This is a genomic window from Paenibacillus shunpengii (assembly GCF_042684905.1).
Classification (GTDB): Bacteria; Bacillota; Bacilli; order Paenibacillales; family Paenibacillaceae; genus Paenibacillus; species Paenibacillus shunpengii.
Genome location: NZ_JBHUMJ010000002.1, coordinates 1,073,837 through 1,090,630 on the forward strand (window position 1 = coordinate 1,073,837; position 16,794 = coordinate 1,090,630).

The 16,794-nt window shown below is 44.7% G+C and carries 14 protein-coding genes; 11 read left to right on the forward strand and 3 right to left on the reverse strand.

The genetic code is table 11. The annotated features are described in order from the left end of the window. Positions 1-72: 72 nt before the first annotated feature. From ACFSVM_RS05085 to sufB, 7 genes are all read left to right on the forward strand, one after another. Positions 73-375, forward strand: a complete 303-nt coding sequence (locus ACFSVM_RS05085) for a YunC family protein (protein WP_076311632.1) — start codon at positions 73-75, stop codon at positions 373-375. A gap of 386 nt (positions 376-761) precedes the next feature. After that, positions 762-1,226, forward strand: coding sequence for a Dps family protein (locus tag ACFSVM_RS05090; RefSeq protein WP_047909953.1), 465 nt, complete (start codon positions 762-764; stop codon positions 1,224-1,226). A 388-nt stretch (positions 1,227-1,614) separates the two neighbouring features. Further along, entirely contained in the window at positions 1,615-2,397 is a 783-nt protein-coding gene (gene sufC, locus ACFSVM_RS05095) for a Fe-S cluster assembly ATPase SufC (RefSeq protein ID WP_076311631.1), read from the forward strand. Between the two features lie 26 nt (positions 2,398-2,423). Then, entirely contained in the window at positions 2,424-3,725 is a 1,302-nt protein-coding gene (gene sufD, locus ACFSVM_RS05100) for a Fe-S cluster assembly protein SufD (protein ID WP_076311630.1), read from the forward strand. Then, positions 3,722-4,945: a cysteine desulfurase gene (locus ACFSVM_RS05105; RefSeq protein WP_379260745.1), complete on the forward strand. Its 1,224-nt coding sequence runs from the start codon at positions 3,722-3,724 to the stop codon at positions 4,943-4,945. Before sufD ends, ACFSVM_RS05105 begins: the two co-directional genes overlap by 4 nt. Further along, a complete protein-coding gene (sufU, locus tag ACFSVM_RS05110) occupies positions 4,935-5,366 on the forward strand; it encodes a Fe-S cluster assembly sulfur transfer protein SufU (RefSeq protein ID WP_076311628.1) in 432 nt (143 codons plus the stop codon). The genes ACFSVM_RS05105 and sufU overlap by 11 nt, the downstream gene beginning before the upstream one ends. A gap of 20 nt (positions 5,367-5,386) precedes the next feature. After that, on the forward strand, positions 5,387-6,784 hold the full coding sequence (sufB, locus tag ACFSVM_RS05115) for a Fe-S cluster assembly protein SufB (RefSeq protein WP_076311627.1): 1,398 nt from the start codon (positions 5,387-5,389) through the stop codon (positions 6,782-6,784). 298 nt (positions 6,785-7,082) lie between these two features. Here the strand turns inward: sufB and ACFSVM_RS05120 are convergent, their stop codons facing one another. After that, complete coding sequence (locus ACFSVM_RS05120; RefSeq protein WP_076311438.1) at positions 7,083-8,129, reverse strand: HD-GYP domain-containing protein; 1,047 nt, start codon at positions 8,127-8,129, stop codon at positions 7,083-7,085. Positions 8,130-8,216: 87 nt separating this feature from the next. Further along, complete coding sequence (moaD, locus tag ACFSVM_RS05125) at positions 8,217-8,948, reverse strand: molybdopterin converting factor subunit 1 (protein ID WP_090723296.1); 732 nt, start codon at positions 8,946-8,948, stop codon at positions 8,217-8,219. Positions 8,949-9,117: 169 nt separating this feature from the next. On the opposite strand from moaD, the gene ACFSVM_RS05130 reads away from it, so the two are divergent. From ACFSVM_RS05130 to yfkAB, 3 genes are read left to right on the forward strand one after another with little or no spacing between them, the layout of a single operon-like run. Further along, positions 9,118-10,560 (forward strand): bifunctional metallophosphatase/5'-nucleotidase, encoded by a 1,443-nt coding sequence (locus tag ACFSVM_RS05130; protein WP_090723294.1) that lies wholly within the window; start codon positions 9,118-9,120, stop codon positions 10,558-10,560. Positions 10,561-10,610: 50 nt separating this feature from the next. Next, entirely contained in the window at positions 10,611-11,735 is a 1,125-nt protein-coding gene (locus tag ACFSVM_RS05135; RefSeq protein WP_090723293.1) for an HD-GYP domain-containing protein, read from the forward strand. 55 nt (positions 11,736-11,790) lie between these two features. Further along, positions 11,791-12,936, forward strand: coding sequence for a radical SAM/CxCxxxxC motif protein YfkAB (gene yfkAB, locus ACFSVM_RS05140; protein WP_090723292.1), 1,146 nt, complete (start codon positions 11,791-11,793; stop codon positions 12,934-12,936). Positions 12,937-12,991: 55 nt separating this feature from the next. Here yfkAB and ACFSVM_RS05145 read toward each other — a convergent pair whose 3' ends face one another. Then, positions 12,992-15,625 carry a cation-translocating P-type ATPase gene (locus ACFSVM_RS05145; RefSeq protein WP_379262878.1) on the reverse strand — a complete coding sequence of 878 codons (2,634 nt, stop codon included), beginning with the start codon at positions 15,623-15,625 and terminating at the stop codon, positions 12,992-12,994. 399 nt (positions 15,626-16,024) lie between these two features. Here ACFSVM_RS05145 and ACFSVM_RS05150 point away from each other — a divergent pair, with 399 nt between their 5' ends. Further along, positions 16,025-16,675, forward strand: a complete 651-nt coding sequence (locus ACFSVM_RS05150; protein ID WP_177178663.1) for an HAD family hydrolase — start codon at positions 16,025-16,027, stop codon at positions 16,673-16,675. Positions 16,676-16,794: the final 119 nt, after the last annotated feature.

Here is a 16,794-nt window from a genome sequence, read left to right on the forward strand (position 1 = left end):
CTCCTGTCCACACCATATAGAAGACCCAAGAATAAACTGTCGAGACGCGTTAAGAGAAGGGGGGTTACACTAATGGTGACGTTGGAGCCTGTTCAAGTTGGAGACCATACCCTTGTTGCAGTTGAAGTAAAGCTGCCCAAGACAACACTGATTACAGTCTCGACTTCCAAAGGATACATTATGTGCGGAGCACTTGATGTGAGCCTGCTGAATGAGCGTTTGGCGGCCCGTAACATTATCGCAGCCCGGGCAGTTGGCGTGAAGACCATTGCTGAACTGCTTGCTGCACCGATGGAATCTGTAACAATTGAAGCTGAAAAATTAGGCATAGTTCCTGGAATGAGTGGGGTAGAAGCGCTGCAAAGAATGCTGTGATCGGAAAGAAAGAGTAAGCTGATGAGTATTATGTGAACATAATGTGAATAGCAGTCCTCTATTTGGACGATGCGAAGCTAATGATGATATTCTTCATTTCTGAGTCGTATCTCTTTATAGGAGACTGCTTTTTTTAATGAATTTATGACATAGCTTCCCCCAAAAAATCAATGAATTCACTAAAATGAATACAATCGTGAATCGCCAAAGATTTCATTTCGTAATTTTGCATAATGGAGAGTCTGCTGGATCATGATATTTTTGTCGGAGTTTGCTTCAGTGGATAAAGCATTTAACTTGTTTCATTAAAATCGTACAAGGGTAACTTAGAACTAGTGGCGAAAGATAAATGTGATCATAAATATACGTTAAAGGATGGGATCATTATGGCTAAATCAACAAATAAAACTGAAAACAAAACAACGATTGAACAGCTGCTGAATCGTGAGGTAGCGAATCTTAATGTATTGTACGTTAAGCTTCATAATTACCACTGGTATGTTAAGGGCTCGAATTTCTTTACGCTTCATACTAAATTTGAAGAGCTGTACAATGCAGTTACTCTTCAAATGGACGAAGTGGCTGAACGACTTCTTACTATTAAAGGAAGTCCGGCAGCAACGATGAAGGAATATCTGGATCTGGCTTCTATTCAAGAGGCATCCGGCGGTGAAGATCCGAAGACCATGGTTCAAAATCTAATTGAGGATTTCGCAACACTATCCGAAGAATATGCAGAAGGTATTGAAGCTGCGGAGGAAGCAGGCGATGGCCCGACAGCAGACATGCTTACCGGCTTCCAAGCAGATCTGGAGAAACATATCTGGATGCTGCGTTCTTACCTGGCATAAAATAGATAACTTCACAATTCTAAAGTCTGGTCGATAAGACCAGACTTTTTCATTGTATGAAGGAACAATAAAGGTCCGATAATTTCTTAGTGAATGGGGGAAAGATCATTTGATTTGCCTCCTTATTTATTATAGAATGCATAAATATTGGACCACTTAAGAAGCACCTCGGGAAGCTGTGTCTATGTAGTTTGTGTGGACAAGGGTATTTTGTTTACGGCGTCTGTAAACTTTCCCACATAAATGACTTGAGAATCATTGAGAATCAGTTTAGAATTATTATAAAGTGACACTTATCGAGTGAAGCTGGAAATCAAGGGGATACCCTATTAAATATACTTCATGATTTCAAGTGGGAAATTCATTTCTATTGGAGGTAAAGGCACATATGGCTACAAATTTCGTCATTGAAGGACTTAAAGCAGAAATAGAAGGAAAAGAAATTTTGAAGGGCATTAACCTCAATATGAATGGTGGAGAAATTCATGCCATCATGGGACCGAATGGTACGGGTAAGAGTACGCTTGCTTCAGCACTGATGGGTCACCCTAAGTATGAAGTAACTGGCGGCTCTGTTACACTGAACGGTGAAGACGTTCTGGAAATGGAAGTGGATGAGCGTGCTCGTGCAGGGATGTTCCTTGCGATGCAATATCCAAGTGAGATTGCAGGTGTAACAAATTCCGACTTCCTGCGCAGTGCAATCAATGCACGCCGTGAGGAAGGCAACGAGATTTCTCTGATCAAGTTCATCCGCCAAATGGAAGGTAAGATGAAAGATCTTGAGATGAACCCTGAGTTTGCACATCGTTACCTTAATGAAGGCTTCTCCGGTGGTGAGAAGAAGCGTAATGAGATTCTTCAAATGATGATGCTTGATCCGAAGCTCGTTATTTTGGATGAAATTGACTCCGGTCTTGATATCGATGCTCTTCGTATCGTTGCAGAAGGTGTCAATGCAATGAAGAGTGAGGATCGTGGCTTCTTGATTATCACTCACTACCAACGTTTGCTGAACTACATCAAGCCAGACTATGTACACGTTATGATGCAAGGACGCATCGTTAAATCCGGTGGTCCTGAGCTTGCAGAACGTCTTGAAGCAGAAGGTTACGACTGGATTAAGGCAGAACTGGGAATTGAAGACGAAACTGTTGGCCAAGAAGCGTAAAGAATAAGCGGAGGAGGATATCTTAAATGACAACACAAACCATTCTTCCGGTTGATTCCGAAGCGCTTCGCGCGTTATCCGAAGGCAGAAATGAGCCGGCATGGCTTTCTGAAGGGCGCCAAGCGGCACTTGATCTTGCGGGCAGCCTTGCGCTTCCAAAACTGGAAAAAACAAAAATTGAACGCTGGAATCTATCCGCGTACGGACAATACAAAGCAAGCAATGCGATTTCGTTGAATGAAGCACCTGAAGAAATCGCAGACCTCATCAAAGATGAGCAAGATGGAACTTTGCTGATTCAACGGGGCTCCAGCGTCGTGTACAGCAATCTTTCGAAAGAGCTTGCTGATCAAGGGGTAATTTTCACAGATCTCGAAACCGCAGTTCGTGAACATGAAGATCTTGTTAAGAGTCATCTTCACACGGCAGTTAAATCTGACGAACATCAGCTGGCTGCACTGCATTCAGCGATCTGGAACGGCGGCGTATTCCTCTATGTGCCTCGTAATGTGGTGATTGAGAAGCCGGTTCAAGCTATTTTGCTCGCTGAAGATGGAACGGCAACATTTGCACCTCATGTGCTCATTATTGCGGACACAAACAGCTCTGTCGTATACGTAGACAACTATGTATCAGGCAATCTCGAAGCACCTGTCTTCCATAATGGGGTAGCTGAAGTGTTTGTTAAACCAGGTGCGAAGGTTCGTTTTGCTACCGTTCACCAATTCGGAGATCAAGTAACAGACATTACTTATCGCCGCGCAGTAGTTGAGAACGATGGTACAATTGAATGGATCGTTGGTGAAATGAACACAGGTAATACAGCAAGTGATACCCTTTCTATTCTCAAAGGCAATGGATCGAATTCGGATCAGAAGACAATTGCTGTAGGTGCAGGCTCTCAGAAGCTGAACTATACGACACAAGCGAAGCATTTTGGCAAGAGCTCTGCAAGCCAGATGATTACACGTGCGGTTATGCGTGAAGAAGCATCTGCGATCATTAACGGAATTACCAAAATCGAGCATGGTGCAACAAAAGCAGATGGTCAGCAAACGGAACGTGTTCTAATGCTGAGTCCTAAAGCACGCGGAGACGCGAACCCGATTCTTCTGATTGATGAGGATGATGTAACAGCAGGTCACGCCGCATCTGTTGGTCAAGTGAACCAAGAGCAAATCTACTATCTGATGTCACGCGGTATTTCCCGTGAGAATGCAGAAAGATTGATCATCTATGGTTTCCTTGCTCCTGTCGTATCCGACATTCCGCTTGAAGAATTGCGGGTGCAGCTGCAATCCCTTGTTGAAAGGAAGCTGGGACAATGAACGCTCAGGCGATTCGTGAACAGTTCCCCATCCTCCATCAGGAAATTAACGGACATCCATTAGTTTATCTAGATAATGCGGCAACTTCCCACAAACCTCGCGTAGTGCTTGATGCGATCAAGCGCTACTACGAGTGGGAGAATTCCAACGTTCACCGTGGAGTTCACACACTTGGAAGTCGTGCAACGGATGCATATGAAGGTGCTCGTGAGAAGGTAGCTAAATTTATAAATGCTAAACGTACGCAAGAGATTATATTTACTAGAGGTACAACAACGGCGCTCAACATTGTTGCTTCCTCCTATGGTCCTTCCGTACTGAACGAAGGCGACGAAATTGTGATCACTCCCATGGAGCATCACAGCAACTTGATCCCTTGGCAGCAGCTTGCCAAAAGAACGGGTGCTGTGCTGAAATATATTCCTCTTCAGCCAGATGGCAATATTGATCTGGCAGATGTGGAAAAAACGATCACTTCGAACACGAAAATTGTCTCTATGGCTTATGTTTCTAACGTTCTCGGAGTCATTAACCCAATTAAGGAAGTTGCTGAAATTGCGCATCGCAATGGTGCAGTTATGGTTGTTGATGGCGCACAGAGCACCCCTCATATGAAGGTTGATGTGCAAGATCTTGACTGTGATTTTTACGCCTTATCCGGACATAAAATGTGCGGACCGACCGGAATCGGTGCACTGTATGGCAAGAAGGCGCTGCTTGAGTCCATGGAGCCGGTCGAATTTGGCGGCGAGATGATCGATGATGTTGGCTTGTATGAGTCTACATGGAAGGAGCTTCCTTGGAAGTTTGAAGGCGGAACTCCAATTATTGCAGGTGCGGTTGGCCTTGGCGCAGCGATTGATTTTCTGACAGAGATTGGAATGGATGAAATCGCACAGCATGAGAGCAAGCTGTCACATTATGCAATGAGCCGTATATCTGAAATCGATGGCATTCAGGTGTATGGACCTAAGAAACGTCATGTAGGTCTCGTAACCTTTAATCTCGATGGTGTACACCCGCATGATGTAGCAACCGTGCTTGATGCAAGCGGAGTAGCTATTCGAGCAGGTCACCATTGCTGTCAGCCGCTGATGCGCTGGCTTGAAGTCGGATCTACAGCAAGAGCGAGCTTTTATTTATACAATACAGAGCAGGACGTAGACCGTCTTGTGAGCGCCTTAATCCAGACAAAGGAGTATTTTGGTGATGCAACTTGATGATCTGTATCGGCGCGTAATTATGGACCACTATAAAAATCCGCGGAATCGGGGCAGTTTTGAAGACAACTCGGTAACAGTTGATTTGAACAACCCGACCTGCGGTGACCGGATATCCCTGCAGCTAAAAGTTAAAGATGGAATTGTCGAGGATGCGAAGTATACCGGTGACGGCTGCTCCATCAGCATGTCCTCGGCCTCCATGATGACTGAAGCGGTTAAAGGGAAGACTATGGATGAAGCTTTGAACCTGGCAGATCGTTTCTCCGCCTTGATGCAAGGAGAGGAACCAGAATTTGACGAATATGAAGATATAGAAGCCCTATCCGGTGTAAATAAGTTCCCTGCGCGCATCAAATGCGCGACACTTGCTTGGAATGCGCTGCGCAAAGGGATAGATGAGGATCACAAACCACAATAACGATAGGGAGGTAGACCCACATGGCAAAAAAAGCGCCAGAAATGGAAGAGTATAAATATGGTTTCCGGGATGAGCATAAGTCCATTTTCCAAACAGGTAAAGGTCTGACGGAAGAGGTTGTAAGAGAAATCTCCCGTATTAAGGAAGAGCCTGAATGGATGCTCGAATTCCGTCTGAAATCCTTGAAACAGTTTGAGAAGATGCCTATGCCTCGTTGGGGCGGTGATCTCGACGGGCTTGATTTTAACGATATTCAGTACTACGTAAGACCTTCGGAGAAGCAGGGTAAGACATGGGAAGAGGTTCCTGCAGAAATCAAGGAAACCTTCGACAAACTGGGTATTCCAGAAGCAGAGCAAAAGTTCCTGGCAGGGGTATCTGCTCAATATGAATCTGAGGTTGTATACCACAACATGCAGAAGGATCTTGAGGATCAAGGCGTTATCTTCATGGATACTGATACAGCGCTGAAGGAGCATCCAGAGATTCTCAAGGAGTACTTCGCAACCGTGATTCCTCCGGCAGATAACAAGTTTGCTGCTCTGAACAGTGCTGTATGGTCAGGCGGAAGCTTCATCTACGTGCCAAAAGGCGTGAAGTGTGAAATTCCACTGCAGGCTTACTTCCGGATTAACTCTGAGAATATGGGTCAATTTGAGCGTACCCTGATTATTGCTGACGAAGACAGCTTTGTACACTACGTAGAAGGATGTACGGCTCCAATTTACAGCACAAACTCTCTGCATAGTGCGGTTGTTGAGATTATCGCTAAGAAAAATGCACGTGTACGTTATACGACGATTCAGAACTGGGCTCCGAACATCTATAATCTCGTTACCAAACGTGCAGTTGCAGAAGAAAATGCAACCATGGAATGGGTTGATGGTAACATCGGTTCCAAGCTGACCATGAAGTATCCTGCAGTTATTCTTAAAGGACGCGGCGCAAAAGGCTCTGTACTTTCGATTGCTGTAGCCGGTAAAGATCAGCATCAGGATGCAGGTGCAAAGATGATTCACCTTGCACCAGATACAACTTCAACGATTGTATCCAAATCAATTAGTAAGCATGGCGGTAAAGTAACGTACCGTGGTCTGGCTTCCTTCGGACGCAATGCAGAAGGTGCTAAATCGAACATCAAGTGTGATACATTGATCTTGGATAACGAGTCTACTTCGGATACGATTCCTTACAATGAGATCATGAACGATAACATCACGCTTGAGCATGAAGCTACCGTCTCTAAGGTATCTGAGGATCAGCTCTTCTACTTGATGAGCCGCGGTCTCTCGGAAGACGAAGCAACACAGATGATCATTATGGGCTTCATTGAGCCGTTCACAAAAGAACTTCCAATGGAATATGCGGTGGAGATGAATCGTCTCATCAAATTCGAAATGGAAGGCTCGATCGGTTAAGCAGAGCTGTTTAACATTGAATAATATATAATACGTGTCCTGGCCTCTTATGGCTGGGCACGTATTTTTTTGTTCACAATGTGAGGAAGCAGCTGATTCATTTATGTTTATAAGATGAGATATACCTTTAGACCAAAGGAAATCAGGCTATAAAAAAATAGAGGCCACCCGTATAGGAGAGACCTCTATTTCCATAAATGTTCTTCAATTGATGTTCTAAGGAAGTATGTACTAGACGGTTCTTTTTAAGTAGTTCTAGCTGAAATAAACGATTAAGACTTATGATGTAACGTATGTTCTAGATATAAATTTCTACGATAGCAATATCTCGTTGTTTTGCCAAATCCACAAAGCCTTGTCCACAACGGACGAGCGGGCGGAAATGATCATTCGGATTATTCATTACAATCGTACCTGTATCTCCTGAAGTCAGTAGTACCTGCTTGCCAATAAAGTTAGGCAGGAGATGCTTGATAAAGCTCTGCGTCACTTTGGCATTGAGCTGTCCGAAGCTGAGTCCGTATAGCTCACATAACACAGATATGTATTCTTGCTTGGATTGATACACACGATGAGTCGTCATAGCACTGTACACATCTGCCACGGCCGCGATTCGGGAATAAGGATGAATATCATCTTTGCGTAAACCGTAAGGGTAACCGCTGCCATCTTCACGTTCATGATGCTGCAAAGCAGGGATCGCGAGTGTTTCATTACCGGTGGACTCTAATATAATGTCATATCCCTGTTTAGCGTGCTTTTTCATCACGCGGAATTCCTCTGGGCTTAGCTTCCCAGGCTTATGAAGCAGCTTCTCAGGCACCATAGATTTCCCTATATCAATGAGGTAACCTGCTTTGGAGATGGTGTAGCAGTCTTCCGGGGAATAACCGAGCCATGAAGCCATATAGTATGTAAGAATGCCTACCTGAACGGAATGGTTGTAAGTATACTCATCATCACGATCAAGCAGCAGGAGAAGAGAAACGACATCCTTCTGCTCAACAAGCTGTTCAGCCATTGGCTTAAGCAGATCATCGACCTCAGTTATGGAGAAGCGGCCTGTTGTGGTAGCTTCCTTGAAGATCGAGGCAGTTCCCATCATGGTAGTGTCAAACATAGGAACAAGCTTAAGCAGTGATTCCCCCGGGGATGATCGGAAGACAGGCGCAGTCTGGGTGGCGGGCTCTGAAATGTCTACATAATCAATACCGTGCATCATCAGTTTATCGATGTCTGAATCATCAAGTAAGGATCCTGCTGACATCAGCTGCACTCCAGAAGGATTAAAAGTATCCGATTGAAGCAATAAACCAGGCTTTAAGTCGGTGACATGTAATCTCAAGACAATTAACCACCTTTAAGTGTAAAGTTTTTAAATTTATCATATCAAGAAAAAAATGGACAGACAACGACTAGTTTTAAATATTAGTCATTTTAATGGGTCCCAGGGCCCGGTTTGATGTCCTTTCCATTCTGATCCGTCCTCCCAGATCTCCTTCTTCCAAATGGGGACAATCTGTTTCAGCCTCTCAATAGCGTACCGGCTCGCTTCATAGGCATTGGCACGATGGGGGGAAGAAACGGCAATCACAACACTTGTCTCGGCAATATCCACTTTGCCTAAGCGATGGGATATCGCACATTGTGTGCCAGGCCACTTCTCATTAATTTCATCGCCAATTGTCTTCATGGTAGATAATGCCATCGGTATGTAAGCTTCATACTCAAGATGAACAGTGCGCTGATCACCGGTCATTTCTCTTGTTGTTCCTATAAAGGTTAAGGTTGCTCCATGGTTGGCTGTGATGACTTTGGCCGAAGTCTCCTCTACCGATAGTGAGGCATATCCAATAGAGTATAGTCCATCATCCGTGCTGTGGATTTGCTGAACGGAATCTGCTGAATGCGTGGGCTCTTCACCACCGGAAACAGGGGGGATCAGCGCCACTTCGTCTCCTTCGTTGATCATCACATGACCTGGCGCATAGTCCATATTTATAGCGATTAATGAGGAGTGGATGAGTGAGGAGGCTTCAGGATACGCCTCTGCAAGCTGCATTTTCAAATCGTTTACTGTGACTGCGTGATCTATATTCAATTCAATGCTTGCTTGTCCAATTCTCTCTGCGACACCAGCGAATAATAATATGGATAGTTTCATATGATTTCACCTCGAACGATGTATTGATAAACCCTTTTAATATATCATATCCTTTCTGAAAATGTTATTCTTATCTTTTAGGTAGATCTTATGGACCAGATTAAGCAAAATGACGAGACTTTAGCGCATCAATCTATGGCTATTAAGTATCCGGAGGAGGAATACAGAGATGACGAACCATAAGTCTAAACAAACCCTGACCATTCTTCATACGAATGATATTCACAGCCATTTTAATAAAATGGGTTCCATCGCTGCAATGATCCAAAGGGAGAAGGAGCAGGCTGGACCCGGAGAAGAAATTCTGGTGTTGGATATTGGAGATCACATGGACCGGATGGCAGTCGAGACCGAAGGATCCATGGGCGGGGCCAATGTAGATGTCCTAAACTTAACGGGCTATGATGCAATTACGATTGGTAATAATGAGGGATTAACATTTACACCGGATATTCTAGATCAGGCCTATGCAGGGCTATTATGCAAGGTTGTTTGTGGCAATCTGATTGATGAACGTTCAGGACAGCCTCCGGTTTGGATGGAGCCATCGACTATTCTGACAAAGGGCGACATAAGAATAGGTATATTGGGTTCTACCGCACCGTTTAGCGCGTTTTATGAACTGCTTGGTATGAAGGTGCTTAATCCAGTCGAAACGTTAAAGACTCAGGTAACAAAAATAAGAGAACAGGCTGATATTGTTATTCTGTTATCACATTTGGGACTTACAACCGATCAGAGAATCGCTGAACAGATCGATGGAATTGATATGATATTGGGAGGCCATACGCATCACGTATTGGAGGAGCCGCTGGAAATAAACCAGACGATCATATGCGGTGCAGGTAAATATGGTCAATACCTCGGAAAAATAACCGTTGAACGATCCAGTGAGGAAGAACATTTTAAGCTGGTTTCAGGTGAATGCCTGCCTGTGGATGACAATCTTCTGCATGAAAATGTGGCGGCTGCTATTATTACACATCGGGAACAGGCCGAAAATAAATTAGGTAGAACCATTGCTGTGACGGACCGTACACTCGCCATTCATTGGGACAGAGAATCGTCATTTGGTAATTTGTTAGCTCAGGCAGTCCGGCAATTTACGGGTACAGATCTGGCGGTTGTTAATGCAGGTCAGCTGCTTGGTGATTTGGAGGAAGGGAATATAACGGAGGGGATGCTGCATGCTTTATGCCCTTCTCCGATTAATGCATGCACCATTCTGTTAAAAGGCGCTGACCTTCGTACAGCTATGGAGGAGAGCTTAATCCCAGAGTACAGGGACCTCGTATTTAAAGGCTTTGGATTTAGAGGTTATCAGCTGGGAGTCCTGTGCATTGATGGTGCTGAGATACACTACGATCCGACTAGACCTCCATATGAACGAATTACCAAGCTGAATATAGGAGAAGTTCCTCTGCATGATGAGCAGTTATATCGAGTGGGGACACTGGATATGTTTACGTTCAATGTGGGATATCAGAGCCTATCGCTCGGTTCAGAGACAGCGTATCGTTTACCAGAGTTTATTCGTGATTTGATTGCTATGGAGCTCAAAAGACCGAATTCGCTTGATGAATGTCTGAGACAGAGATGGATTCTTGACTAAGAAAAATGAAATGCGCTAATAGCATCTGATTTAGGCAGGAGAGATCAATTTTGCGTTTGATACCCATTCATATGCTGCAGCCGGGTATGAGGCTGGGCAAAAGAATATATAATGACGAAGGAATTATTTTGCTAGGCGAACAGGTTGAATTGACCGCCAATCTGATTACTCGTTTAGGTCAATTAGGTTTAAGCTATGTGTATATTCATGATCCGAATACGGACGATATTGAATTTCCGGAATTATTACGTGAAGAAACCCGTATACAGGCCATGAAAGAGATCAAAACACAATTTTCTAAGCTGTCTTCCAGTGGGTCGATGCGGGGCTATTATCCTCATCTCGGCAAAGTATTCGTAGGACTCATGGAGAAGATACTTGAAGATATCAGCTCTCGTCAAGATGTAATGATTATGCTCACTGGAATGCAGTCCATGGACCATGCTTTATACGAGCATTCTTTGAATGTATGTATCTATTCCTTAGTGTTAGGCAAGGCGCTTCGTTATGATAACAAGAAATTGATGGAGTTAGGGCTCGGTGCTTTGCTTCACGATATTGGGAAAACCCAGATTCCTGCGCATATTCTGCAGAAGCCGGGTAAACTCACCAAAGAAGAATATGATATTGTAAAGAATCATACCGTTTACGGATTTAAGCTGCTCAAGGATGAGCCTGGAATCCCGCTTATATCTGCCCACTGTGCTTTACAGCATCATGAACGAATGGATGGAAGGGGATACCCACAGGGCTTGTCCGGGCCCGATATTCACGATTATGGTAAACTGATCGCATTAACTGATTCTTATGATGCAATGACGACTAACCGAATCTATCAGAATGCTCTGCTGCCTCATCAAGCAGTTGAAATGCTTTTTGCAGGATCGGGTACGCAGTATGATCAAAAAATGTTAGAATTGTTTCGGGACTATGCTGCGATATATCCCGTAGGTTTGACTGTTCAGTTATCTACAGGAGAGACGGCTGTCATTGTACGATTGCATCCGGAAGCTCCGCAGAGACCGGTAGTTCGAATCATTATGGATCAGGAAGGCAACACATTAACAGCTCCCTATGAACTGGATTTGTTTCATCGTTTATCGGTGATGATTACAGGAGTGATGGGGGAGTCTTCCTCGGTATTATCCATCGCTGAACAGCCGCAGTTTACATAATGTAGTGTAGTTTAGTAGGACAGCATAGTTCAATTTAGGAAATAAGGTGAAATAAATGACTTTAATGAATCATGAAATGAAGAATATTCGTGCGCTTTCTCCGGCATATGATCCCTGGGATCCGATCATGTCGTTAAGAAAATATGGCAAGCATGTGCTCACCAGCGTTGAAATGACCGTCACTCATCTATGCAACATGCGCTGCGAGCATTGTGCTGTCGGTGAGATGCTGGTTATGAAGGAAGCTCCCTCCATTCCTGTATCTCAAATGATTGAGGCATTGGATCAGGTGGAGCACCTGGAAACGATTAGCCTGACGGGCGGGGAACCGAGCTTCTTGGAGAAAACGGTGGATGAAATGATTCTTCCTCTGCTCAAGTATGCCAAAGCGCGTGGTATCCGCTCACAGATCAACTCGAATTTGACGATGGATATTAGCCGATATGAGAAGCTGCTGCCTTACCTGGATGTTATGCATATTTCATTTAATTATTTGAATGCCTCTGATTTTCATGAGGTAGGATTTGCCAACAGTAATCGACCGGTCAGTTATAATACGGCAGCCAAAATGTATGATCGCATGATGGAAAACTCCTTGAAGCTAAGCGAGCAGGGAATGTTTATTTCCGCAGAATCAATGATTAATTATCGCACACATCAGAAGCTTGGAGAGATTCACAAGCTCATAGGCCAGATGGGAGCAAGAAGGCATGAAGTTCATCCCATGTATGCTTCAAACTTTGCTGCGGCACTGCCTGTCTTGTCACTGGATGATATGCGTAATGCGATCCATGGACTGCTGGACGTGAGAGATCAGGAGATGTGGATGCTCTTCGGAACACTGCCGTTCTATGCTTGCAATGGGGGAGATGAGGATCGTAAGCTCATTTCCCGTCTATACAAAGAGCCGAATGTAACGATAAGAAATGACCCGGATGGCCGCAATCGGGTGAATGTGAACATGTTTACCGGCAACGTATATGTAACCGATTTTGCGGATATTCCGGAATTCGGAAATATCAAGAATGAGCGACTGGATGATATTTTTGCGGAATGGACCTCGAATCATCCTTTGAATCAGACCGTTAATTGCTTCTGCGATGCAGCAAGCTGCTGTGGGCCGAATCTGCTCGTACGAGATATGTATTACAAAGATATTGATTTTAAGACACGTAAGGCTTTTCCTAATATCATCGGATAGATAGTTTGTATAAAAAGGGCTGCCACACCCATGAGGTGAGGCAGCCCTTTATTTGTTATTTGCGCTGTGCTGTTGCATTGCGGATCATTTTAATAATCTCCATCAGAATAACAGCGGCCAGCGCTAAGCCAGCGGCGATAAAGAACTCATTCCAGCCAAATGATTCTGGAATAGAGAAGATCCCTCGCACCCCTGGAATCAAGGTGACAGCGTACAGCACGAAGCATACAGCTACAGCACCAAGGACATATTTGTTCGAGAACAGCCCGACTTGAAAAATCGTCTGCTGTGTTGAGCGTGCAGCGAACGTTTGCAGGGTGCGGGCCAGGATTAAGGTTGTAAAGGCCATTGCAACGCTCATTTCTGGTGAATGGGATAGACCAATATACTGTGATGTGATAACGGCGATCCCGATGAGAATTCCGCGTGTGAGTACCGCGCTAAGTGTTCCTCCAGCAAAAATCCCTTCATTAATGTCTCTCGGCTTACGAGACATCACGTTTGGCTCCGGCTTTTCCATACCAAGCGCAATGGCAGGAAGTGAGTCATTGGCCAGGTTAATGAATAGAAGCTGTATTGCTGTAAAAGGATTGATCCAGTCAACGATGAGCGCAAACAGGATGGCAATGATTGCCCCCAGATTTCCTGCAAATAAATAGGCGATCGCTTTTTTAATATTATCAAACACGGTTCTGCCGACACCGACGGCCTTAACAATCGACACGAAGTTGTCGTCCGTTAGAATCATCGCCGCGGAATCCTTGGCTACATCCGTTCCGCTTCCCATGGCAACCCCGATATCGGCTTGCTTCAGGGCGGGGGCATCGTTAACGCCGTCCCCAGTCATAGCAGCGATATTTCCTTTTTTCTGCCAAGCACGTACAATTCTTATCTTGTTCTCAGGCGATACGCGGGCATAGACCGATATATTCTCAAGCTTCTGATCCAGCTCTTCCTCAGACATCGCGTCCAGCTCTTGTCCTGTTACGGCAATATCATGGTCATCCATCAGACCAATATCACGCCCAATGGCCTGAGCAGTCGTCTTGTGGTCGCCTGTGATCATCACCGTGCGTATGCCGGCCTTCTTCGATTCAATAATTGAATCATACACTTCCTCACGCGGTGGGTCGATCATGGCGGTCAGACCAACCAGGGTAAGATCATTCTCATCCTCGACACCAAGCTCACTTTTATCACTCGGTATTGTTTTATAAGCATAAGCTAACACTCGAAGTGCTCTTTCAGAGAAATTCTCATTCGCTTCCTTGAACTGAGCGAGCAGCTCGTCTGTGAGTGGTACCTGCTCTCCCTTCATAAATACATGCTTACAACGGCTGAATAACACATCAGGACCGCCTTTAGTTAATATTGCTTTTTGACCAGAAAAGGTATGGATGGTAGACATCAGCTTTCGATCGGAATCGAAAGGAATCTCTGCTTCTCTTGGAAATTGATCGCGAATTTCACGATAATGCTTGTTCTTGCTGTTACTGAACGCAATGAGTGCAATCTCGGTCGGATCACCAAGCTCCTTACCTTCCTCATTAATATGAGAATCGTTGCACAATACCGCAATATGAAGAAGCCGGCGTTCTGCATCGTTCCATTCCTGCGGGTTATCAGGAAATTCTTCCTTAGCTCCTTCGGGCAGGAAGTAATCAACAACGGTCATTCGATTCTGTGTTAGTGTACCTGTCTTATCTGTACATATGACACTCGCAGAGCCCAGAGATTCTACCGCCGGCAATTTGCGGATAATGGCGTGCTGCTTTGCCATTTTGTTGGTTCCCACAGAGAGTACGATCGTCACAATAGAAGAGAGGGCTTCGGGAATCGCAGCAACCGCTACGGCAACAGCAAACATTAGCGCGTTCAGGATAGAGCTCGTAACATCTCCTGTATCATCCGACAGCCAGATTCGCCCAGCCTCTACACCGAATATAATGATCGAGAGGATGAGAATAAACACACCCAGCTTTTTACTGAATTTATCAAGCTTGCGCTGAAGTGGTGTTTGCTTCATCTCCGCCGTTTCAATGAGTCCGGCGATCTTACCAATCTCTGTATTACCAGCAGTTGCGGTTACGACAACCGTTCCCCGTCCATACACGGTCAGTGCACCGCTGAATACCATATTACGCCGATCCCCGAGAGCTGCATCTCCTTCGATCGGTTCTGTATGCTTCTCCACGGCTTCTGATTCGCCTGTCAACATGCCCTCATTAACTTTAAGGCTGCCGGATTCGATAATACGTCCATCTGCAGGCACGTAGTCACCTGCTTCCAGTATGACGATATCGCCTGGTACAAGCTCCCTTGCCGGAATGGTCACTCGTGCTCCTGCACGAATGACCTTAGCCTCTGGAGCAGATAAATTACGAAGCGCATCAAGAGAGCTCTCAGCCTTTCGAGTCTGAACGACACTGACGATGGCATTAAGAATTAGTACTAGGAATATAATGAGTGATTCAATGAATTGTCCAAGAATCAGCTGTACAATCGCTGCAATCAGCAGGACGATCACCATAGGATCTTTGAAGTTTTCAAGAAACAGCTTCCAAATAGGATCTCGATCCTTTGCTTTCAGTTCGTTGTATCCTGTTGTTTCAATTCGCTTCTGAGCTTCTTCCTTCGAGAGGCCCTCTAGGCTGCTGTTTACTTCACGCAGAACTTCCTCTTTATCTATTTGGTAGTATTTCAAGCGTTAAGACTCCTTTCCATTCTCCTATTTAAGTATTTGCTCTGCTCCTACAGCCCGCATATGTATGTGGAACCTAGAACGATAAGAGAGCTTGACAGTATAATTTCTCCCTTTTCTCCTTTCCTTATCCTTCGCCAATATATATACCCTTTTTTCCTCAAGATGAAAGATCACAAAAAAGTATAGTACGATGGTCCGGAACACAGAATAAACGGGAGCAAGACCGAAAATTTACATTTGAAAGGTTTACATGTGGGAGAAGGAATGCTTATCATAGACAGGTGGACTAACGACTATACCATTCGTTAATAGCAAACTTATATTAAATAGAATAGGGGATGCGGACTTGTGGAAAAAAGGATCATACTGAATAAACCGGAGGCAATGATTTTTGATATGGACGGAACACTGTTTCAAACGGAATCACTGCTTGTTCCTGTGTACCATAAAATGTTTGATATTTTAAGAGAAGAAGGACATCACGAAGGAGCGACACCACCCGAAGAGCTTATTCTCGGCAGTCTGGGCATGCTGCTGCCTGATATATGGAAGCGGGTAATACCTAATTCAACTGAGGCAGCGAAGCTGCGTGCCGATGAACTATTGCTGCAGCTGGAGCTGGAGGGATTAGAACAGGGGATAGGGGTGCTCTATCCTGGGGTTGTTGATACGCTCAAGGCTCTGCATGACTACGGTGTGAAGCTGTATGTTGCAAGCAACGGGCTGGAGCATTATGTAAAGGGTGTCGCCAAAGCTTATGGTATTGCACATCTATTTGATGATCTGTATAGTGCGGGAGAGTATGCAACAGCATCTAAGGTTGATCTGGTCAAGCTATTGTTAGATAAACACAATATTCGTTCGGCATGGATGGTAGGAGACCGATCCTCTGATGTGGAAGCAGGCGTGGAGAATGGACAGACTGTGATTGGCTGTGCTTATGCGGGGTTTGGACGTGAGGATGAATTGAAGGGATCAAGTGCGCTTCTGAATGATTTTACAGAATTATTGACCTTGTATAAACAAGCTGAATAATAAGAGCCAGCTGCTTACAGAAATGAGTAAACCGCATTGAAATTCCCTTTGTAAGTTGTCAATTGCTTTCAATCTTTCAAAGGGAATGACGTATATGCGGTTTGTTGTCTCATGTAATA